General features: G+C 65.1%; 16 protein-coding genes. 7 read left to right on the forward strand and 9 right to left on the reverse strand.

The window, feature by feature from the left end; genetic code table 11:
* Positions 1–42: 42 nt before the first annotated feature.
* Positions 43–639, forward strand: a complete 597-nt coding sequence (gene recR / locus AC6UUM_RS04830) for a recombination mediator RecR (protein ID WP_500804204.1) — start codon at positions 43–45, stop codon at positions 637–639.
* A gap of 147 nt (positions 640–786) precedes the next feature.
* Here the strand turns inward: recR and AC6UUM_RS04835 are convergent, their stop codons facing one another.
* The 3 genes from AC6UUM_RS04835 to AC6UUM_RS04845 all read right to left on the reverse strand — a co-directional run bounded on the left by AC6UUM_RS04835 (position 787) and on the right by AC6UUM_RS04845 (position 5617).
* The gene (locus AC6UUM_RS04835; RefSeq protein ID WP_500804205.1) at positions 787–1782 is read right to left on the reverse strand and encodes an NADP-dependent oxidoreductase; all 996 of its coding nucleotides are present in this window, start codon (positions 1780–1782) and stop codon (positions 787–789) included.
* Between the two features lie 80 nt (positions 1783–1862).
* Complete coding sequence (locus tag AC6UUM_RS04840; protein ID WP_500804206.1) at positions 1863–3239, reverse strand: HD domain-containing phosphohydrolase; 1377 nt, start codon at positions 3237–3239, stop codon at positions 1863–1865.
* A gap of 473 nt (positions 3240–3712) precedes the next feature.
* Positions 3713–5617, reverse strand: coding sequence for a potassium transporter Kup (locus tag AC6UUM_RS04845; protein ID WP_500804207.1), 1905 nt, complete (start codon positions 5615–5617; stop codon positions 3713–3715).
* 130 nt (positions 5618–5747) lie between these two features.
* On the opposite strand from AC6UUM_RS04845, the gene AC6UUM_RS04850 reads away from it, so the two are divergent.
* On the forward strand, positions 5748–6425 hold the full coding sequence (locus tag AC6UUM_RS04850) for a DJ-1/PfpI family protein (RefSeq protein WP_500804208.1): 678 nt from the start codon (positions 5748–5750) through the stop codon (positions 6423–6425).
* Position 6426: 1 nt separating this feature from the next.
* Positions 6427–7104, forward strand: a complete 678-nt coding sequence (locus tag AC6UUM_RS04855) for a hypothetical protein (RefSeq protein ID WP_500804209.1) — start codon at positions 6427–6429, stop codon at positions 7102–7104.
* Here AC6UUM_RS04855 and AC6UUM_RS04860 read toward each other — a convergent pair.
* Positions 7088–7489: a hypothetical protein gene (locus tag AC6UUM_RS04860; protein ID WP_500804210.1), complete on the reverse strand. Its 402-nt coding sequence runs from the start codon at positions 7487–7489 to the stop codon at positions 7088–7090. The genes AC6UUM_RS04855 and AC6UUM_RS04860 overlap by 17 nt on opposite strands.
* 94 nt (positions 7490–7583) lie before the next feature.
* On the opposite strand from AC6UUM_RS04860, the gene AC6UUM_RS04865 reads away from it, so the two are divergent.
* The 3 genes from AC6UUM_RS04865 (at position 7584) to AC6UUM_RS04875 (ending at position 10474) form a co-directional block, all read left to right on the forward strand.
* On the forward strand, positions 7584–7877 hold the full coding sequence (locus tag AC6UUM_RS04865) for a hypothetical protein (protein ID WP_500804211.1): 294 nt from the start codon (positions 7584–7586) through the stop codon (positions 7875–7877).
* A 215-nt stretch (positions 7878–8092) separates the two neighbouring features.
* On the forward strand, positions 8093–9589 hold the full coding sequence (locus AC6UUM_RS04870; protein ID WP_500804212.1) for a S10 family peptidase: 1497 nt from the start codon (positions 8093–8095) through the stop codon (positions 9587–9589).
* Between the two features lie 450 nt (positions 9590–10039).
* Positions 10040–10474: a hypothetical protein gene (locus AC6UUM_RS04875; RefSeq protein WP_500804213.1), complete on the forward strand. Its 435-nt coding sequence runs from the start codon at positions 10040–10042 to the stop codon at positions 10472–10474.
* Between the two features lie 239 nt (positions 10475–10713).
* On the opposite strand, the gene AC6UUM_RS04880 is transcribed toward AC6UUM_RS04875, so the two are convergent.
* On the reverse strand, positions 10714–11112 hold the full coding sequence (locus AC6UUM_RS04880) for an acyl-CoA thioesterase (RefSeq protein WP_500804214.1): 399 nt from the start codon (positions 11110–11112) through the stop codon (positions 10714–10716).
* 224 nt (positions 11113–11336) lie between these two features.
* Here AC6UUM_RS04880 and AC6UUM_RS04885 point away from each other — a divergent pair, with 224 nt between their 5' ends.
* The gene (locus AC6UUM_RS04885) at positions 11337–12554 is read left to right on the forward strand and encodes an argininosuccinate synthase (protein ID WP_500804215.1); all 1218 of its coding nucleotides are present in this window, start codon (positions 11337–11339) and stop codon (positions 12552–12554) included.
* Between the two features lie 3 nt (positions 12555–12557).
* On the opposite strand, the gene AC6UUM_RS04890 is transcribed toward AC6UUM_RS04885, so the two are convergent.
* The 4 genes from AC6UUM_RS04890 to AC6UUM_RS04905 form a co-directional block, all read right to left on the reverse strand.
* Complete coding sequence (locus AC6UUM_RS04890; protein ID WP_500804216.1) at positions 12558–13223, reverse strand: SDR family NAD(P)-dependent oxidoreductase; 666 nt, start codon at positions 13221–13223, stop codon at positions 12558–12560.
* Between the two features lie 65 nt (positions 13224–13288).
* Positions 13289–13951, reverse strand: a complete 663-nt coding sequence (locus AC6UUM_RS04895; RefSeq protein WP_500804217.1) for a MarC family protein — start codon at positions 13949–13951, stop codon at positions 13289–13291.
* The gene (gene folD / locus AC6UUM_RS04900; protein WP_500804218.1) at positions 13948–14817 is read right to left on the reverse strand and encodes a bifunctional methylenetetrahydrofolate dehydrogenase/methenyltetrahydrofolate cyclohydrolase FolD; all 870 of its coding nucleotides are present in this window, start codon (positions 14815–14817) and stop codon (positions 13948–13950) included. The genes AC6UUM_RS04895 and folD overlap by 4 nt, the downstream gene beginning before the upstream one ends.
* Entirely contained in the window at positions 14814–15125 is a 312-nt protein-coding gene (locus tag AC6UUM_RS04905; protein ID WP_500804219.1) for a YggT family protein, read from the reverse strand. The genes folD and AC6UUM_RS04905 overlap by 4 nt, the downstream gene beginning before the upstream one ends.
* Positions 15126–15205 lie beyond the last annotated feature (80 nt).

A 15205-nucleotide genomic window follows, 5' to 3' on the forward strand; every position in this document is an offset into this window, starting at 1 on the left:
GCACAGGTTGCGCGGGTAAAAAGCTTCACCGATAAGGGGCTCATGGCTTCCCCTGAGATCGACGCGCTGACCAATGCGCTGGCCCGGCTGCCGGGCCTTGGGCCGCGGTCGGCGCGGCGGGCGGTGTTGCATCTGATCAAGCGGCGGGAGGTGGCGTTGGTGCCGCTGCTGGATGCGCTGCGCGCCGTGGCGGCCAATCTGACGGTGTGCGGGGTGTGCGGCAATGTCGAGACGCGCGATCCGTGCAGCATCTGCCGCGATCCGCGCCGCGATCCTTCGTTGCTGTGCGTGGTTGCCGACGTCGCCGATCTGTGGGCGCTGGATGGGCGGCATTTGTTTTCCGGGCGTTATCATGTGCTGGGCGGGCGCTTGTCGGCGCTGGATGGGGTGGGGCCGGATGATCTGGCCATCCCGTCGTTGATTGCGCGCGCCGGTGACGGGGAGGTGCGCGAGGTGGTGCTTGCACTGTCGGCGACCATGGAGGGGCAGGCGACGATGCATTATGTCGCCGAGGCGCTGGCCGGGACGGGGGTGAAGGTGTCCCAGCTGGCGCAAGGCCTGCCGATGGGCGGGGAGCTGGATTATCTGGATGAGGGCACGCTGGCGCTGGCGATGAATGCGCGGCGGCCGGTGGGGTAGGGCGATGTTGCCATAAAAACCCCGTCATGCTGGCGAAGGCCAGCATCCATTGTGCAGCGCGGGCTTTGGTCGGCGCGGACGGCCCAGGCGGCACTATGGATGCTGGCCTTCGCCAGCATGACGGGGTCCCTTTTTGAGCGGGCTGTCCTACAGCTTCACCAGCATTTTGCCGGTGTTCTTGCCTTCGAACAGGCCGATGAAGGCATTGGGCGCTTCGGCGATGCCGTCCAGCACGGTTTCCTGCCATTTCAGCTTGCCGTGGCGGATCCAGGGGCCGACTTCGGCGAGGAAATCGCTGCGCAGGCCGGCGAATTCCATCACGATGAAGCCGCGGATCATCAGCGACTTGCCGACGATCTGGATCAGATTCTTCGGGCCGGGCGCGGGTTCGCTGTCGTTGTAGGCGGAGATCATGCCGCATTCGATCAGGCGCGCGAACGGGCGGGCGACTTCGATGGCGACTTCCAGATGCTCGCCGCCGACATTGTCGAAATAAATGTCGATGCCCTTGGGCGCGGCGGCCTGCACCGCGGCCAGCAGACTGCCACAGGTGCGATAGTTGATGACATGATCGATGCCGAGGCCCTTGAGCCATTCGCATTTCTCATCGCTGCCGGCGGTGGCGACCACGGTGCAGCCCTTCAGCTTGGCGACCTGGGCGACGATGCTGCCGACCGCGCCGGCGGCGCCTGACACGAACACCACGTCGCCGGGCTTGGGCTTGCCGATCTGGGTGAGGCCGGCCCAGGCGGTGAGGCCCGGCATGCCGAGCACGCCCAGGAAGGCCTCCATCGGAATGCCCGACGGTACGTCGAGCTTTTCCAGCGCCGCCGCGGGCGCCACGAACGCCTCGCGCCAGCCGAACATCGACATGACGATGTCGCCTGCTTTCAGCTTGTCGCTCTTGCTCTCCACCACCACGCCGACGGCGCCGCCCTGCAGCACTTCGCCAAGCGCGAACGGCGGCACATAGCTTGGCCGGTCATACATGCGGCCGCGCATGTAGGGATCGACGCTCATAAATTTGTTGTGCACCAGCACGTCGCCGTCGCCGGGGCCGGCAAGCGCGCTTTCGGCCAGGTCGAAATCGGTGGCGGCGGGCACGCCGACGGGGCGGGCGGCAAGGCGGATTTCACGGGGCATGGCTTGGTTTCTCCTGTTTGCGCCTGTCATAGGCGCAAATGGCGGCAACGCCACCTCTTGGCTGAGGGAGGGGCGGAGGGTCAGGCGCGTTTCAGCGTGCGCTTGAAGGCAGCGACCACGTCAGGGTCATAATGGGTGCCGGCCGCCTGCTCCAGAACGGCCAGCGCCGCGTCCAGGCCCAGCGCCGGGCGGTAAGGCCGGTGATTGACCATCGCATCGGCTGTATCGGCCACAGTCAATATTCGGGCTTCCAGCAGGATCTGGTCGCCGGAAAGACCGAAGGGATAGCCGGACCCATCCAGCCGTTCATGATGCTGGCGCACGATATCGGCAACGGGCTGCGCGAACTGGATGCGGCTGAGCACCTGATAACCGGCCTCGACATGCAGCTTGACCAGATCATGTTCCAACGCGGACAGGCCGGTCGGTTTCACCAGCAGTTCCACCGGGATGGCATTCTTGCCGATGTCGTGGACCAGCGCCGCCAGGCGGACGATCCGGCAGCGTTCCTCGCTGAGGCCCATTTCCCGGGCGATCCGATCGGCCAATCCGGAGACATTCTGCTGGTGGCCGGCGGTGTAGGGATCGCGCATCTCGATCATTTCCGCCATGGCCAACAGGGATTGCTCGAGGGCGCGGTCCTGCTGGGCAAGATAGGCTTTGGTCTGTTCGCGCAGCTCCTGCTGCTCGGTCACATCGTGAAAGCTGACCACCAGATTTTCCAGGGTGCCATCGCTGGCGCGCCGCACGGGCCGGGCGCTGAGCCGGATCCAGCGGCGACGGCCATCGGGGTGGGGAACGCCGAGCAATTGGTTGTCCAGCCCGATGCCGGTGCGCACCACCTCCATGATCGGATGTTCCCGGCCGGCAAACACCGATCCATCTTCCCGGATCACATGCCATTCACCCTGCAACGGGCTCCAGCCGATCATGTCGGCCTCTTTATAGCCCAAAATGGCTTCGGCCGCCGGGTTGACCCGGATCACGCGGCCATCGGCATGGTGATAGACGACGCCGGTGCTCATGGTTTCGAACAGCACGCGATAATGGAGATCGCTGTGCTGCAACTGGTCCCGCGCATCGGCCAGATCGGTCATGTCTGATGCGGTCAAGGTGATGCTGGTGCAAGGGCCCTGCGCCGGTTGGCGTTTGAGGCGCAGATGCCAGCGCCGTCCCATTGCACCGATATGGTGATGTTCGGAGGTGCCGTTTGCCAGCACCTCGTCGAAATAGGCCTTCCAGTTGGTCTGTTTTGCATTGTTGATGCTCTTGCGCAGATCGACGCCGGCGGGATCATCCAATCCCATCGCGCGCGACAGCCAGGCATTGCCGGCATCATTGGCGTATATGAGCTCGAAGCCGGGGTAACCCATCACCAGCACCACGTCGGTCATCTGGGCGATGAGGTCATCCGCAAGCGACTTCGCCAGCGCAGGTTTCGTGCGTGTGTTAAGCATCAGGCCCCCGGTTCAACACTGCTTGTCGGCGACGGGCGCTTCCACCCGGACACCGTCTCGCATTAACCCACCGTAGGAAGTTTATCACGAAGAAATTGCAATTGACATCGGATTCGTCGGGTTTGATCCTTTGGTATAGAAGATCGTCATGTGGTCGCGCCAAAATCCGGGTGAATTGGCTTTCAATAAACACCCAGCGGCGTGCCTGCCGATAATTTGCAGAATTTTTCTGGAGTACTCCAATATCGATCTATCCGAGCAAGTCCCGGAGGATGAAGTGTCGATGCCATCATCTAGAGGCGCTTGGATGACATGTTGCGGATCATCAGTGATCGCATGACGTAGGCTTGCAATTGAGGTTGTGATGTTGATCAACCAAAGCGCAGCGGTGGCCTGCGTTTGAACAATGGGACAAGATCAGTACGATCACAGTTGGCTGGCGCAAAATCCGTGCAACCCTCTGCAGCGGACGATCATATTTCGACCTGGCTGCCCAGTTCCACCACGCGGTTCGTCGGCAGTTTGAAGAAATCCATCGCACTTTCAGCGTTGCGCATCATCCAGCTGAACAGATGTTCGCGCCAGATCGCCATGCCGGGTTTGTCGCTGGCCAACAGCGTCTGCCGCGACAGGAAAAAGCTGGTTTCCATCATCTTCAGCTTCGGCCCGCAATTTTCCACTGTTTTCAGCACGGCCGGAATGTCGATTTCCTGCATGAAGCCATAGCGGATGAGGATGCGATAGAAACCACCACCCAGTTCGCGCACCCCGATGCGATCCTCGTCGGACACATAGGGCACTTCTTCGATCGCAACGGTCAGGATCATGATGCGTTCGTGCAGGATCTTGTTGTGTTTCAGATTGTGCAGCAGCGCCTGCGGCACCCCCACCGGCGATGTTGTCATGAACACCGCGGTGCCGGGCACGCGGGTGGCGGCGGCGGCGGCGGATTTGATGAACACCTCGATCGGCATCGATGAATCGCGCAACCGTTCCTGCATCAGCGCGCGGCCACGCGACCAGGTGGTAAGACCCGTGAAGCCGATAAGGCCGATGACCAGCGGGAACCAGCCGCCATCGGGCACCTTGGTGAGATTGGAGGCGAAATAGGCGAAATCGACAATGCCAAACACGGCAAGCAGCGGCGCCGCCCACCACATCGGCCAACGCCAGATGGTGAGCACCAGCACGCCAAGCAGCAGCGTATCGATGAACATCGTGCCGGTCACGGCGATGCCATAGGCCGCAGCCAGGTTGGACGAAGACCGGAAGCCGAACACCAGCGCCATCACCAGCACCAGCAGCGTCCAGTTCACCGCCGGAATGTAGATTTGCCCGAACGCCGAAGCGGAGGTGTGGACGATCTTCATGCGCGGCAGGAAGCCCAGCTGAATCGCCTGCTGCGTGACGGAAAACGCCCCCGAAATCACTGCCTGGCTGGCGATGATGGTGGCCAGCGTTGCCAACACCACCAGCGGCAGCCGCGCCCATTCCGGCGCCATCAGGAAGAACGGGTTGGCCACCGCTTCCGGAGTGACCATCAGCAGCGCGCCCTGGCCGAGATAGTTGATCATCAGCGCCGGCAGCACCAGCGCATACCAGGCCAGCCGGATCGGTTTGCGGCCGAAATGCCCCATGTCGGCATAGAGCGCCTCCGCGCCGGTCACCGCCAGCACGACACTGCCCAGCGCCAGGAAGGCGGCCAGCGGCGAATCGAGGATGAAGGCGGCGGCATGCCAGGGATTCAGCGCGGCGAGGATGCCGGGATAGGTGAGGATGTTCACCACCCCCAGCACCGCCAGCGTGGCAAAATACACCAGCACGATCGGGCCAAAGATGGCGCCAACCTTGGCGGTGCCGCGGCTCTGGAAGAAGAACAGCGCCAGCAGGATGGTGATGGCGATCGGCACCACCAGGGGGGCCATGCTGGCTTCGACCACGGTGATGCCCTCCACCGCCGACAGCACCGACATGGCGGGCGTGATGATGGCATCGCCAAAGAACAGTGCGGTGGCCAGCACGCCGAGCAGGATCAACTGCGCCGAGCGTGTGTCCCCCGGCGACAGGCGCGAGATCAGCGCCAGCAGCGCCAGCGATCCGCCCTCGCCGCGATTGTCGGCGCGCATGATGACCATGACATATTTCAGGGTCACCACCAGCATCATTGTCCAGAAAATCAGCGAGACGACGCCAAAGACATGCAGCCCATCCACCGCCAATTTGTGGTGGCCGCCAAAGGTTTCCTTGAAGGCATAAAGCGGGCTGGTGCCGATATCGCCGAACACCACACCGACAGCACCCACCGCCAGCTTGAGCAGCGATTGGGAGTGCCCGTGATCGGTCTGAGCGGCTGCGGACGGTGCGCCGTGGTTCGACATGCAGGTGCCCACTTGTTGCAGGACGCGCGGCCTATCACAGGGCCTGCCATGCTGCAATGCGGCAGGCCGGCAGAGATGCTGGTGAAGCGCACCAAGCCGGGCTATGGCAAGGGTGACCGGAGGCAAACCCGTGCGCATTGGCTTTCTGCTTTACGACAATCTCACCCAGCTCGATCTGACCGGGCCGGCGCAGGTGCTCAGCCGCCTGCCGGGTGCGACCGTGGATTATGTGGCCGCCACGCTGGACCCGGTGATGAGCGATTGCCGGCTGGCGCTGATGCCCACCATCACCATGGCCGACGCCGGCCAGTTTGATCTGCTCTGCGTGCCGGGCGGTTTTGGCTGTTCGGCGGTGATGAACGACGCGGTGGTGCTGGATTGGCTGCGGGCGCAGGCGCCGGGCCTTCGCTATCTCACCAGCGTGTGTACCGGATCGCTGATCCTCGCTGCTGCCGGCCTGCTGGTGGGCCGCCGCGCCGGCTGCCACTGGGCCTGGGGCCATTATCTCGGGGCGTTCGGCGCGCAGTTCGTGGCGGAGCGCACGGTGATCGATGGCAACATCATCACGGCCGGCGGCGTCACCAGCGGCATCGATTTCGCCTTTCGCATCGCCGAACATCTGCACGGCCGCGATCTGGCCGATGTGCTGCGGCTGGCGCTGGAATATGATCCGGACCAGGCACCGGGCGGTACCCCGGCCAGCGCCCGGCCGGAGATATTGGCGCAGGTGCAGGCGATCAACACCACCCGTATCGGCCAACGCGATGCCGAAATCCGCAGCGCTGCTGCCCGTTTTCTGGAGGCCTGACATGAAGAAGATCCTCGCCGTTGCCGCCCTGCTCGCTGCCGCGCCGGCCTTTGCCGTTCCCACCCCGGTGGTGGTGCGCGTGCTGTCCCAGGGGGCCAAGTTCATCGGCGATGGCATGGGCGGCGTCGAGGTGACGCTGGTCGATGTCGCCACCGGCAAGACGGTGAAGCAGGGCAAGGTGATCGGCGGCACCGGCGACACCGCGCGCATCATGAATGGTGCGCCGCGCGGCGAACGGCTGGCCACCGAAGGCGTGGCGACCTTTGCCACCATGCTCGACATCGATGTGCCGACGCAGTTGCAGTTGACGGTGAACGGCCCGCTGAAGCCCGCCGGCACCGCGGTGTCGCTCACCACCACGCGCTGGCTGATCCCCGGCCAGCCGATTGCCGGTGATGGCTGGGTGGTGGAGCTGCCCGGCCTGGCGCTGACCGCGAAGCGTGAGGGCGGGCGCGTGGTGGCCGATGTGTCGATGCTGTGCGGCTGCCCGATCGCGCCCGGCTCGCTGTGGGATGCCAAGCGCTTCCGCATCGATGCCTGGGTGGGCGACAAGCGGGTGCCGCTGAGCTTTGCGGGGCAGACCGGACGGTTCGCGGGTGAAGTGCCGGCCGGCGCGGGTTGGGTGACGGCGCTCGATGCGCTGTCTGGCGCCAGCAGCGCGGTCAAGCTGACGCCCTGAGCGCCCGCAGCGCGATTGGCACCGCCATCAGCGCGATCAGGCCATCGGCGAAGAACATCCCCCGCACAGCGCCCAGCGTGTCGGCCATGGCCGATGCCGCGGACGACAACGCCAAGGCGATGCCATAGGCAAACCCCCACCCGCCCAGTTGCCGGTCGCGTGTGGCGCGCCAGCGCCCGGCGACGACGATCAGCGCCGGGACCAGCAGGAACAGGGACAAGCCCTCCACCACCGTCACGGCGCGGCGGGTGGGTGGCGCGGCCCAATCGCCGGGGTAGGGCCACAAGAGCCAGCCCTGCCAAGCATGAAGCCCGGCCATGGCCAGTTCGGCGAGCAGCCACAGCCGCAACAGCGCATCGGCCGTGTTTGGGGACTTTTCCGGCATGATGTGGCCATAGCGCGGCGGATCGCCCAGCGCGAGACTGGCGCAATGAACCTTCGCGCCCCAATTTGGTAATTTGGTTTGGAAGGAAGTTGAAATGGCGCTGATCACCCGTTTTGTCACCCGCTCGCTGGCCGCCGTTGCCACCCGCCAGATCGCCGCGCGCGTGGCGCATGGCGGGCTGGGGCCGGTCGGCAATGCCGCGGCGGTGGCGCTGCCCTTCGTGCTCAGCCGCGTGTCGCCGCTCGGGCTGGCGGCGGTGGCGGTGGGCGCCTGGGCCGTGGGCCGCCTGGCGCAGGACGTGGCCGCGCCGGCCGCGCCCGCGCCCGCGGATCGCGCCCCGACCGTGACGCCGCCGCCGATCGCGTGGAGCGGGCCGGCGGATTATTGAAGAAGGCCCCTCTCCCCCCGATGGCTTCTGGGCGGGAGAGGGCGACTCGGCATAGCCGAGCGGGGTGAGGGGGTGCTGCGGGTGACCACCCTCGCACCCCCTCACCCTCCCACGCCTGCGGCGCGGGCCCCTCCCTCTCCCGCAGGGGGAGAGGGGTAATGGATTGCACCCGTTCCGACGCATCGCTATCTCCAACGCATGTTTGGGGAGGCTCTATGATCGTCCGTGGTATTTCGCTGGCCGCACTGGCTCTCGCGCTCGCATTGCCGGCCGTTGCGCAAACCGTCGACAAGCCCGCCGAAAAGGCTGCGGAGGCCATCCCGGCCCCCAACCGCGTCACCGCCAAGCGCGCCGGCACGTTCGGCGGCATCAAGATCAACTACACCGCCATCGCCGGCGAAACCTACCTGAAGGACAAGGACGGCAAGCCCACTGCCGCCATTTTCTCCACCACCTATCTGAAGGACGCGCCCGAACCGAACCGGCCGGTGTTCTTCCTGTTCAACGGCGGCCCCGGTTCGGGCAGCCTGTGGCTGCACATGGGCGCCTTCGGGCCGAAGCGGGTGAATATCCCCGATGCCAAGGACGATGGCGCCCCGCCCTATGACATCACCGACAATCCTGAATCCCTGCTCGATGTCGCTGACCTGGTGTTCATCGATCCGGCGGGAACGGGCTGGAGCCATGCGCTGGGCAAGACCGATCCCAAGGATTTCTGGGGCGTCACCAGCGATGCCAAATCGGTCGCCGAGTTCATCCGCCTGTGGCTCAATGAGCACAACCGCTGGAACGCGCCGAAATTCCTCGGCGGCGAATCCTATGGCACCACCCGCTCTGCCGCGGTCGCCTATGAGCTCAACCGGCAGTATAATGACGTCGCGCTGAACGGCGTCATCCTGATTTCCACCATCCTCGATTTCGGGCTGGAGGCCGAGGATGAAGGCAATGAAATGCAATATATGGGCCTGCTGCCCAGCTATGCCACCGCCGCCTGGTATCACGGCAAGGTGGCGAACAAGCCCGCCAATGTCGCCGATTGGGCCGCCGAAGCCCGCGCCTTTGCGGGCGGCCCCTACATCACCGCGCTGATCAAGGGCAACAGCCTGCCCGCCGATGAACGCGCCGCCATCCGCAAGCAGCTCGCCCGCTTCACCGGCCTCAGCGAAACCTATCTCGAACAGGCCAATCTGCGCGTCACGCCCGGCCGCTTCTACAAGGAACTGCTGCGCGACCGCGGCCTAAGCATCGGCCGGCTGGACGCGCGCTACACCGGCAAGGATTATGACAATGCCGGCGAAACCCCTGACAATGATCCCAGCTTCTATGGCATCGATGCCTCCTATCCAGCGGCGGTGAACGCCTATCTGCGCGGTGATCTCGGTTACAAGACCGATCGCTCCTATGTTTCCATCGGCGGTGTCGGCCGCTGGGATTGGCGGCTGGGCAATGGCCGCGACTCTTATATCAACGTTGCCCCTGGCCTGGCGCGTACGATGCGCGAAAACAGCCACTTGAAGGTCTGGGTCGGCCAGGGCTGGTATGATTTCGCCACGCCGTTCCACATGGCCGAATATTCGATGAACCGCCCCGGCTGGCCGACCGACCGGGTCGAGTATCATTATTATGACGCCGGCCACATGATGTATGTGCGGCAGCAGGATCGGCTGAAGCTCTCCACCGACATCCGCGATTTCATCCGCCGGCAGAAGTGAGGCCAAGGCGGCCGTGGCCGTGCCGGCCACGGACTCGCCGCAGCGCCCGGCCGGGCTGGCGGATGGCCCTAAGGCCATCCGAGCAGCTTCGACGACGCGGCTCCGCCGCGCCCTTTCTCTCTTCCTTCGCACACCCAAGCGGACTCGGCGGCTTTGCCGCCGGCCGCGATAGCAGGGACCGAAGAAAGTAGAAGGGAGCCTCCGGCGGCAAGGGTCGCAGACCCTTGACCCGTTTGTTTTCGGGCGGGCCTTGCCCTAACCCCTCTCCCCGTGCGGGAGAGGGCGAGAGACGCCGTAGGCGGCCCGGGGTGAGGGGGCTGCCAACGTGGCCACGATCGCACCCCCTCACCCCGCTCGCCTGCGGCGAGTCGCCCTCTCCCGCGAGGGGAGAGGGAAGAAACGGCCATGCACGGCACTGGCAATCGCTGTTGTGCCTGATACAACAGGCCCATGACCAACCGGCTTTATTATGGCGACAGTCTCGATTGGCTTTCCAATGAAAAAGCCTTTCCCGATGAGAGCGTTGATCTGGTCTATCTCGATCCACCGTTCAATTCGAACGCCACCTACAGCCAGTTGTTCAAATCCCCCGATGGCAAGACGGCGGACAGCCAGATCGAGGCGTTTGAAGACACGTGGAACTGGGGCGTTTCGGCCGAGGCCGCCTATGATCGGGTGATTAGGGGCCACAACACCGATGTGGCGCAATTGCTGAGCGCGATGCGCAGTTTCCTGCATGACAATGCGTTGATGGCCTATCTGGCGATGATGGCGGCGCGGCTGGTTGAACTTTTTGCCGGCAAACGCCCGGTGATTCCCAATGTGAACCCGGCGATGTTCAAGGCCGCGCCGGTGGAGGCGAAGGAACAGGGCAAGTTGTTCTGACTCACCTCTCCCCGCCGGGGAGAGGTCGACTCGCGTGCAGCGCAGCCTGCCCCGGACTTGATCCGGGGGCGGGAGAAGGGTTGTTCGTGACCACGGGTGGTGTCAAACCCCTCTCCCGGGCCGGCTGCGCCGTCTCTCGACCTCTCCCCCAGGGGGAGAGGTGATGTGGTGAAGGGCCGCCCCAAAACTTATGGGTCAAGGGTCTGCGACCCTTGCCGCCGGAGGCCCCCGTTCTTCCCTCATGCCGGCGCGCCTTCCGCTGGCGGTATCGGCCTTGGCTTGCCGTCGGCGTCGATGGCCACAAAGATGAAGCGGGCGTGGGTCACCTGGGTCCGCTCTTCGGCGCTGCGGGGTCGGCGCCAGGCCTCCACTTCGATGGTGATGGAGGTTCGCCCGGTCTTGACCAGATCGGCATAGACCGTGACTTCATCGCCGATGCGCACCGGTTGCAGGAAGGTCATGGCCTCCACGGCCACGGTTGCGCACCGGCCCTTGCTCCGCCGCGCGGCCGCAATCCCGGCCGCCATGTCCATTTGCGCCATCAGCCAGCCGCCAAAGATGTCGCCGGCCGGATTGGCATCGGCCGGCATCGCAGTGATGCGGATGGCGGGTTCCCGAAAACCGGTTTGCGTTGCCATGTGAAGCCCCCAACTTGATTGACACGGGCCCCGCCCCGTCCCCGGCCAGAACCGGCGATCCGGAGCCCCGTGCGGACTATGGCAAAAACCCGCCGAGACAACAGGGGTTTTTCACCGGTGATTGCCGTCCGCTATGCCGGGCAGGATTGGCCTCGCCTGTTGCAGGATGAGGACAAGCGCCGCACAAGGCCGCCATACGAATCACGACGTTCAAGGAACCGCCCATGTCGCACGTCAACAAGGTCGTTCTCGCCTATTCGGGCGGGCTGGATACCAGTGTCATCCTGAAATGGTTGCAGACGGAATATGGCTGCGAGGTGGTGACCTTCACCGCCGATCTGGGGCAGGGCGAGGAGCTGGAGCCGGCGCGGGCCAAGGCGTTGCTGCTCGGCATCAAGCCGGAGAATATCTTCATCGATGATCTGCGCGAGGAGTTCGTGCGCGATTATGTGTTCCCGATGATGCGCGCCAACGCGTTGTATGAAGGGCAATATCTGCTCGGCACCTCGATCGCGCGGCCGTTGATCGCCAAGCGCCAGATCGAGATCGCCAAGCTGGTGGGCGCCGATGCGGTGAGCCACGGCGCCACTGGCAAGGGCAATGATCAGGTGCGGTTCGAGCTGGGCTATTATGCGCTGGCGCCCGATATCCGCATCATCGCGCCGTGGCGGGAATGGAACCTCACCAGCCGCGAAGCGCTGATCGCCTTTGCCGAACAGCATCAGATCCCGGTTTCGAAGGACAAACGCGGCGAGAGCCCGTTCAGCACCGATGCCAATCTGCTGCACACGTCGTCGGAAGGGAAAGTGCTGGAAGACCCGTGGGAAGAGGTGCCGGACTATGTCTACAGCCGCACCGATCACCCGGAGGACGCGCCAAACGAGGCGGAATATATCACCGTCGATTTCGAACGCGGCGATGCGGTGGCGGTGAATGGCGATGCGCTGTCGCCTGCCACGCTGCTGGCGCGGCTGAACGAGCTGGGCAAGCGCCATGGCATCGGCCGGCTCGATCTGGTCGAGAACCGCTTCGTCGGCATGAAATCACGCGGCATGTACGAAACGCCGGGCGGCACCATATTGCACCTGGCGCATCGCGGCATCGAACAGATCACGCTCGATCGCGGTGCGGCGCATCTGAAGGACGAGCTGGCGATCAAATATGCCGGGCTGCTGTACAACGGCTTCTGGTTCAGCCCCGAACGCGAGATGTTGCAGGCGGCGATCGATCACAGCCAGGCCAAGGTGAGCGGCACCGTGCGGCTGAAGCTGTACAAGGGCAGTGCCAGCGTGGTGGGCCGCAAATCGCCCAACAGCCTCTATTCGGCCGGCATCGTGACCTTCGAGGATGATCGCGGCGCCTATGATCAGCGCGACGCGGCTGGCTTCATCAAGCTGAACGCGCTGCGCCTGCGGCTGCTGGGGCGGCGCGACGGGCGCTGAGCCTCACCAGGGGATCGTTGCGCCGGTGTAATCGATGTAGCGCTGGCCCGGCCCGCGCACGGTTTCGATCTGGGTCGCCAGGCCCTTGACGCTGGTGGCCACGTCGATATCGGCGCCTTCGCCGCCCATGTCGGTCTTCACCCAGCCGGGGTGGAAGTTGATCACCGCCACGTCACGGCTGCCGACATCCTGCACGGCGAAACCGCGCGTCAGGCTGTTGAGCGCGGCTTTCGACGCGCTGTAGAGCTCGGCATAGCCATGGTTGCGGCTGCCGACGCTGCCCAGCCGGGACGTCATGAAGCCGATGGAGCCGCCATCCTTGACCAGCGGCAGCAGGATGCGTGCGGCGCGAATGGGTGCGATGGCGTTGGTCCAGAACAGCGCGGTCACCGCGTCGCGGGTGGCGTTGGTGGCGGTTGAACCCAGCCCGCCGCTGACGCCGGCGTTGATCAGGATGTGATCGAACGTCGCGCCGGCATGGGCGACGGCCAGCGCGGCAACGCTGTCGGCATCGTCCATGTCCACCACCGCGGTTGTTGCGCCGGTGGCGACCAGTTCGGGCGCGGCGCTGCGGTGGGTGGCGACCACGGTCCAGCCGCGGGCCATCAATTCGGCGGTCAGGCCAAGGCCGATGCCGCGTGAGGCACCGATGATGAGGGCGGATGGCATGGATCAGGTCTCCTTCAGGTTGTTCCGATAGTGGCCCGCGCGTGCCGGCGTGTCGAGCAATGCGGCTACAGGCCAAAGCTCTGCTTGATGCCGTCCACCACGAACTGCGCGGCCAGCGCCGCCAACACGACACCGAGCAAGCGCGTCAGCGCGCCTTCGAATTTGGCGCCCATCAGCTTCATCAGCGGCCCGGCCGCCAGCAGCGACAGGAAGGTGAGCACCAGCACGGCCAGCAGCGCCGCCAGCACCGCAATTTCGCTGGCGACATCGCCGCCGGTGCGCGCGCTGAGCAGCATCACCGACGCGATCGATCCCGGCCCGGCCAGCATCGGGATCGCCATCGGGAAGACGCTGATATCCTCTTCTTCCAGGGGCTTGCCGGATGCCGCGGCCGATGATTTCACCTCCTCGGCGCGGTTTTCGCGGCGCTGGGTGCGCTTTTCGAACACCATGTCGATGGCGATCACGAATACCATGATGCCGCCGGCAATCTTGAAGGCGGGCAGCGTAATGCCCAGCGCCGACAGAAAGGCTTCACCGCCCAGCGCAAAGGCCACCAGCACGCCCGCGGCAATCAGGCTGGAGCGGATCGCCATCTGGGTGCGATGCGCGCTGCTGGTGCCGGCGGTCAGGCTGGAAAAGATCGGCACGCAGCCCGGCGGATCGATCACCACGAACAGCGTGACAAAGGCCGAGATGAACAGCTGGAAGAGCGGGCCATCCATCATGATGCAGCGCGCGCCGTGGCGGCCGCCAGGGTGTTGGCCAGCAGGCAGGCGATGGTCATCGGCCCGACGCCGCCCGGCACCGGCGTGATCCAGCCGGCGCGGCTGACCGCGCCATCATAATCGACATCACCAGTCAGCTTCGTCTTGCCGCCGCCGGCGTCCACGCGGTGGATGCCGACATCGATCACGCAGGCGCCCGGCTTGATCCATTCGCCGCGCACCAGATGTGGCACGCCGGCGGCAGCCACCACGATATCGGCGCGGGCAACATGCGCCGCCAGATCGCGGGTGCGGCTGTGGGCGAGGGTGACCGTGGCCGATGCGTTGGTGAGCAGCGCCGCCATCGGTTTGCCGACCAGGATGGAGCGGCCGATGACCAGCGCCTCGGCGCCGGAGATACTGCCAAGCGCTTCGGAGATCAGCCGCAGGCAACCCGACGGCGTGCATGGGACCAGGCCCTGGCGGCCGCTGACCAGCAGGCCGGTGTTGATCGGGTGCAGACCGTCGACATCCTTGGCCGGATCGATGGCGGCAATCACGCGGTCGCTGTCGATATGCGCCGGCAGCGGCATCTGCACCAATATGCCATCCACGGCCGGATCGGCATTGAGCGCGGCAATCAGCGCCAGCAGATCGGCTTCACCGGTGTTTGCCGGCAGGCGATGCTCGCCCGAAATCATGCCGGCCTCGCGGCACGCCTTGCCCTTGGAACCGACATAGACCGCGCTGGCCGGATCATCGCCGACCAGCACGACCGTCAGGCCCGGCGCGCGGGCATGCGCGGCGACGAATTGCACCACGCCAGCGGCGACCTCCGCACGCAGCGCTGCGGCGCGCGCCTTGCCGTCGATCAGGATGGCACTCACTGCAGCAGCAGCCCGCTATCCATCACCAGCGCCGGCACCAGTTGCTGCAGGCCGGCCAGGATCAGCCACAGCACGGCCGGCGACAGATCGATGCCGCCGAAATCCGGCAGGATGCGGCGGATCGGGCGCACCAGCGGGCCATAGACGCGGTCCAGCCCGTTCAGTATGGCGCGCACCACTGGATTATAGGCATTGATGATGTTGAAGGCGACCAGCCAACTGGAAATCGCCCACACCACCAGCCCCCAGATCAGCACCTGGGTGATCATGATGAAGATGTTGACGAGCGCAAGGGTGGTGTTGGCCATGGGCGACGGCTTTACCGTGCAGGCGCCTGCGCCGCAATTGAAACTCTGGCCAAAGTGCCGGGCACGCGGCACAACATGCG

The sequence above is a fragment of the Sandarakinorhabdus sp. genome (assembly GCF_987265915.1).

What these genes read in the sequence shown, in the direction of transcription:
- AC6UUM_RS04875 (WP_500804213.1), top strand. Translation starts at nt 10,040, where the DNA reads ATGACCAACCGGCTTTATTATGGCGACAGTCTCGATTGGCTTTCCAAT.
- recR (WP_500804204.1), top strand. Translation starts at nt 43, where the DNA reads ATGGCTTCCCCTGAGATCGACGCGCTGACCAATGCGCTGGCCCGGCTG.
- AC6UUM_RS04855 (WP_500804209.1), top strand. Translation starts at nt 6,427, where the DNA reads ATGAAGAAGATCCTCGCCGTTGCCGCCCTGCTCGCTGCCGCGCCGGCC.
- AC6UUM_RS04890 (WP_500804216.1), bottom strand. Translation starts at nt 13,223, where the DNA reads ATGCCATCCGCCCTCATCATCGGTGCCTCACGCGGCATCGGCCTTGGC.
- AC6UUM_RS04865 (WP_500804211.1), top strand. Translation starts at nt 7,584, where the DNA reads ATGGCGCTGATCACCCGTTTTGTCACCCGCTCGCTGGCCGCCGTTGCC.
- AC6UUM_RS04880 (WP_500804214.1), bottom strand. Translation starts at nt 11,112, where the DNA reads ATGGCAACGCAAACCGGTTTTCGGGAACCCGCCATCCGCATCACTGCG.
- AC6UUM_RS04905 (WP_500804219.1), bottom strand. Translation starts at nt 15,125, where the DNA reads ATGGCCAACACCACCCTTGCGCTCGTCAACATCTTCATCATGATCACC.
- AC6UUM_RS04840 (WP_500804206.1), bottom strand. Translation starts at nt 3,239, where the DNA reads ATGCTTAACACACGCACGAAACCTGCGCTGGCGAAGTCGCTTGCGGAT.
- AC6UUM_RS04845 (WP_500804207.1), bottom strand. Translation starts at nt 5,617, where the DNA reads ATGTCGAACCACGGCGCACCGTCCGCAGCCGCTCAGACCGATCACGGG.
- AC6UUM_RS04860 (WP_500804210.1), bottom strand. Translation starts at nt 7,489, where the DNA reads ATGCCGGAAAAGTCCCCAAACACGGCCGATGCGCTGTTGCGGCTGTGG.
- AC6UUM_RS04885 (WP_500804215.1), top strand. Translation starts at nt 11,337, where the DNA reads ATGTCGCACGTCAACAAGGTCGTTCTCGCCTATTCGGGCGGGCTGGAT.
- AC6UUM_RS04895 (WP_500804217.1), bottom strand. Translation starts at nt 13,951, where the DNA reads ATGATGGATGGCCCGCTCTTCCAGCTGTTCATCTCGGCCTTTGTCACG.
- AC6UUM_RS04870 (WP_500804212.1), top strand. Translation starts at nt 8,093, where the DNA reads ATGATCGTCCGTGGTATTTCGCTGGCCGCACTGGCTCTCGCGCTCGCA.
- AC6UUM_RS04835 (WP_500804205.1), bottom strand. Translation starts at nt 1,782, where the DNA reads ATGCCCCGTGAAATCCGCCTTGCCGCCCGCCCCGTCGGCGTGCCCGCC.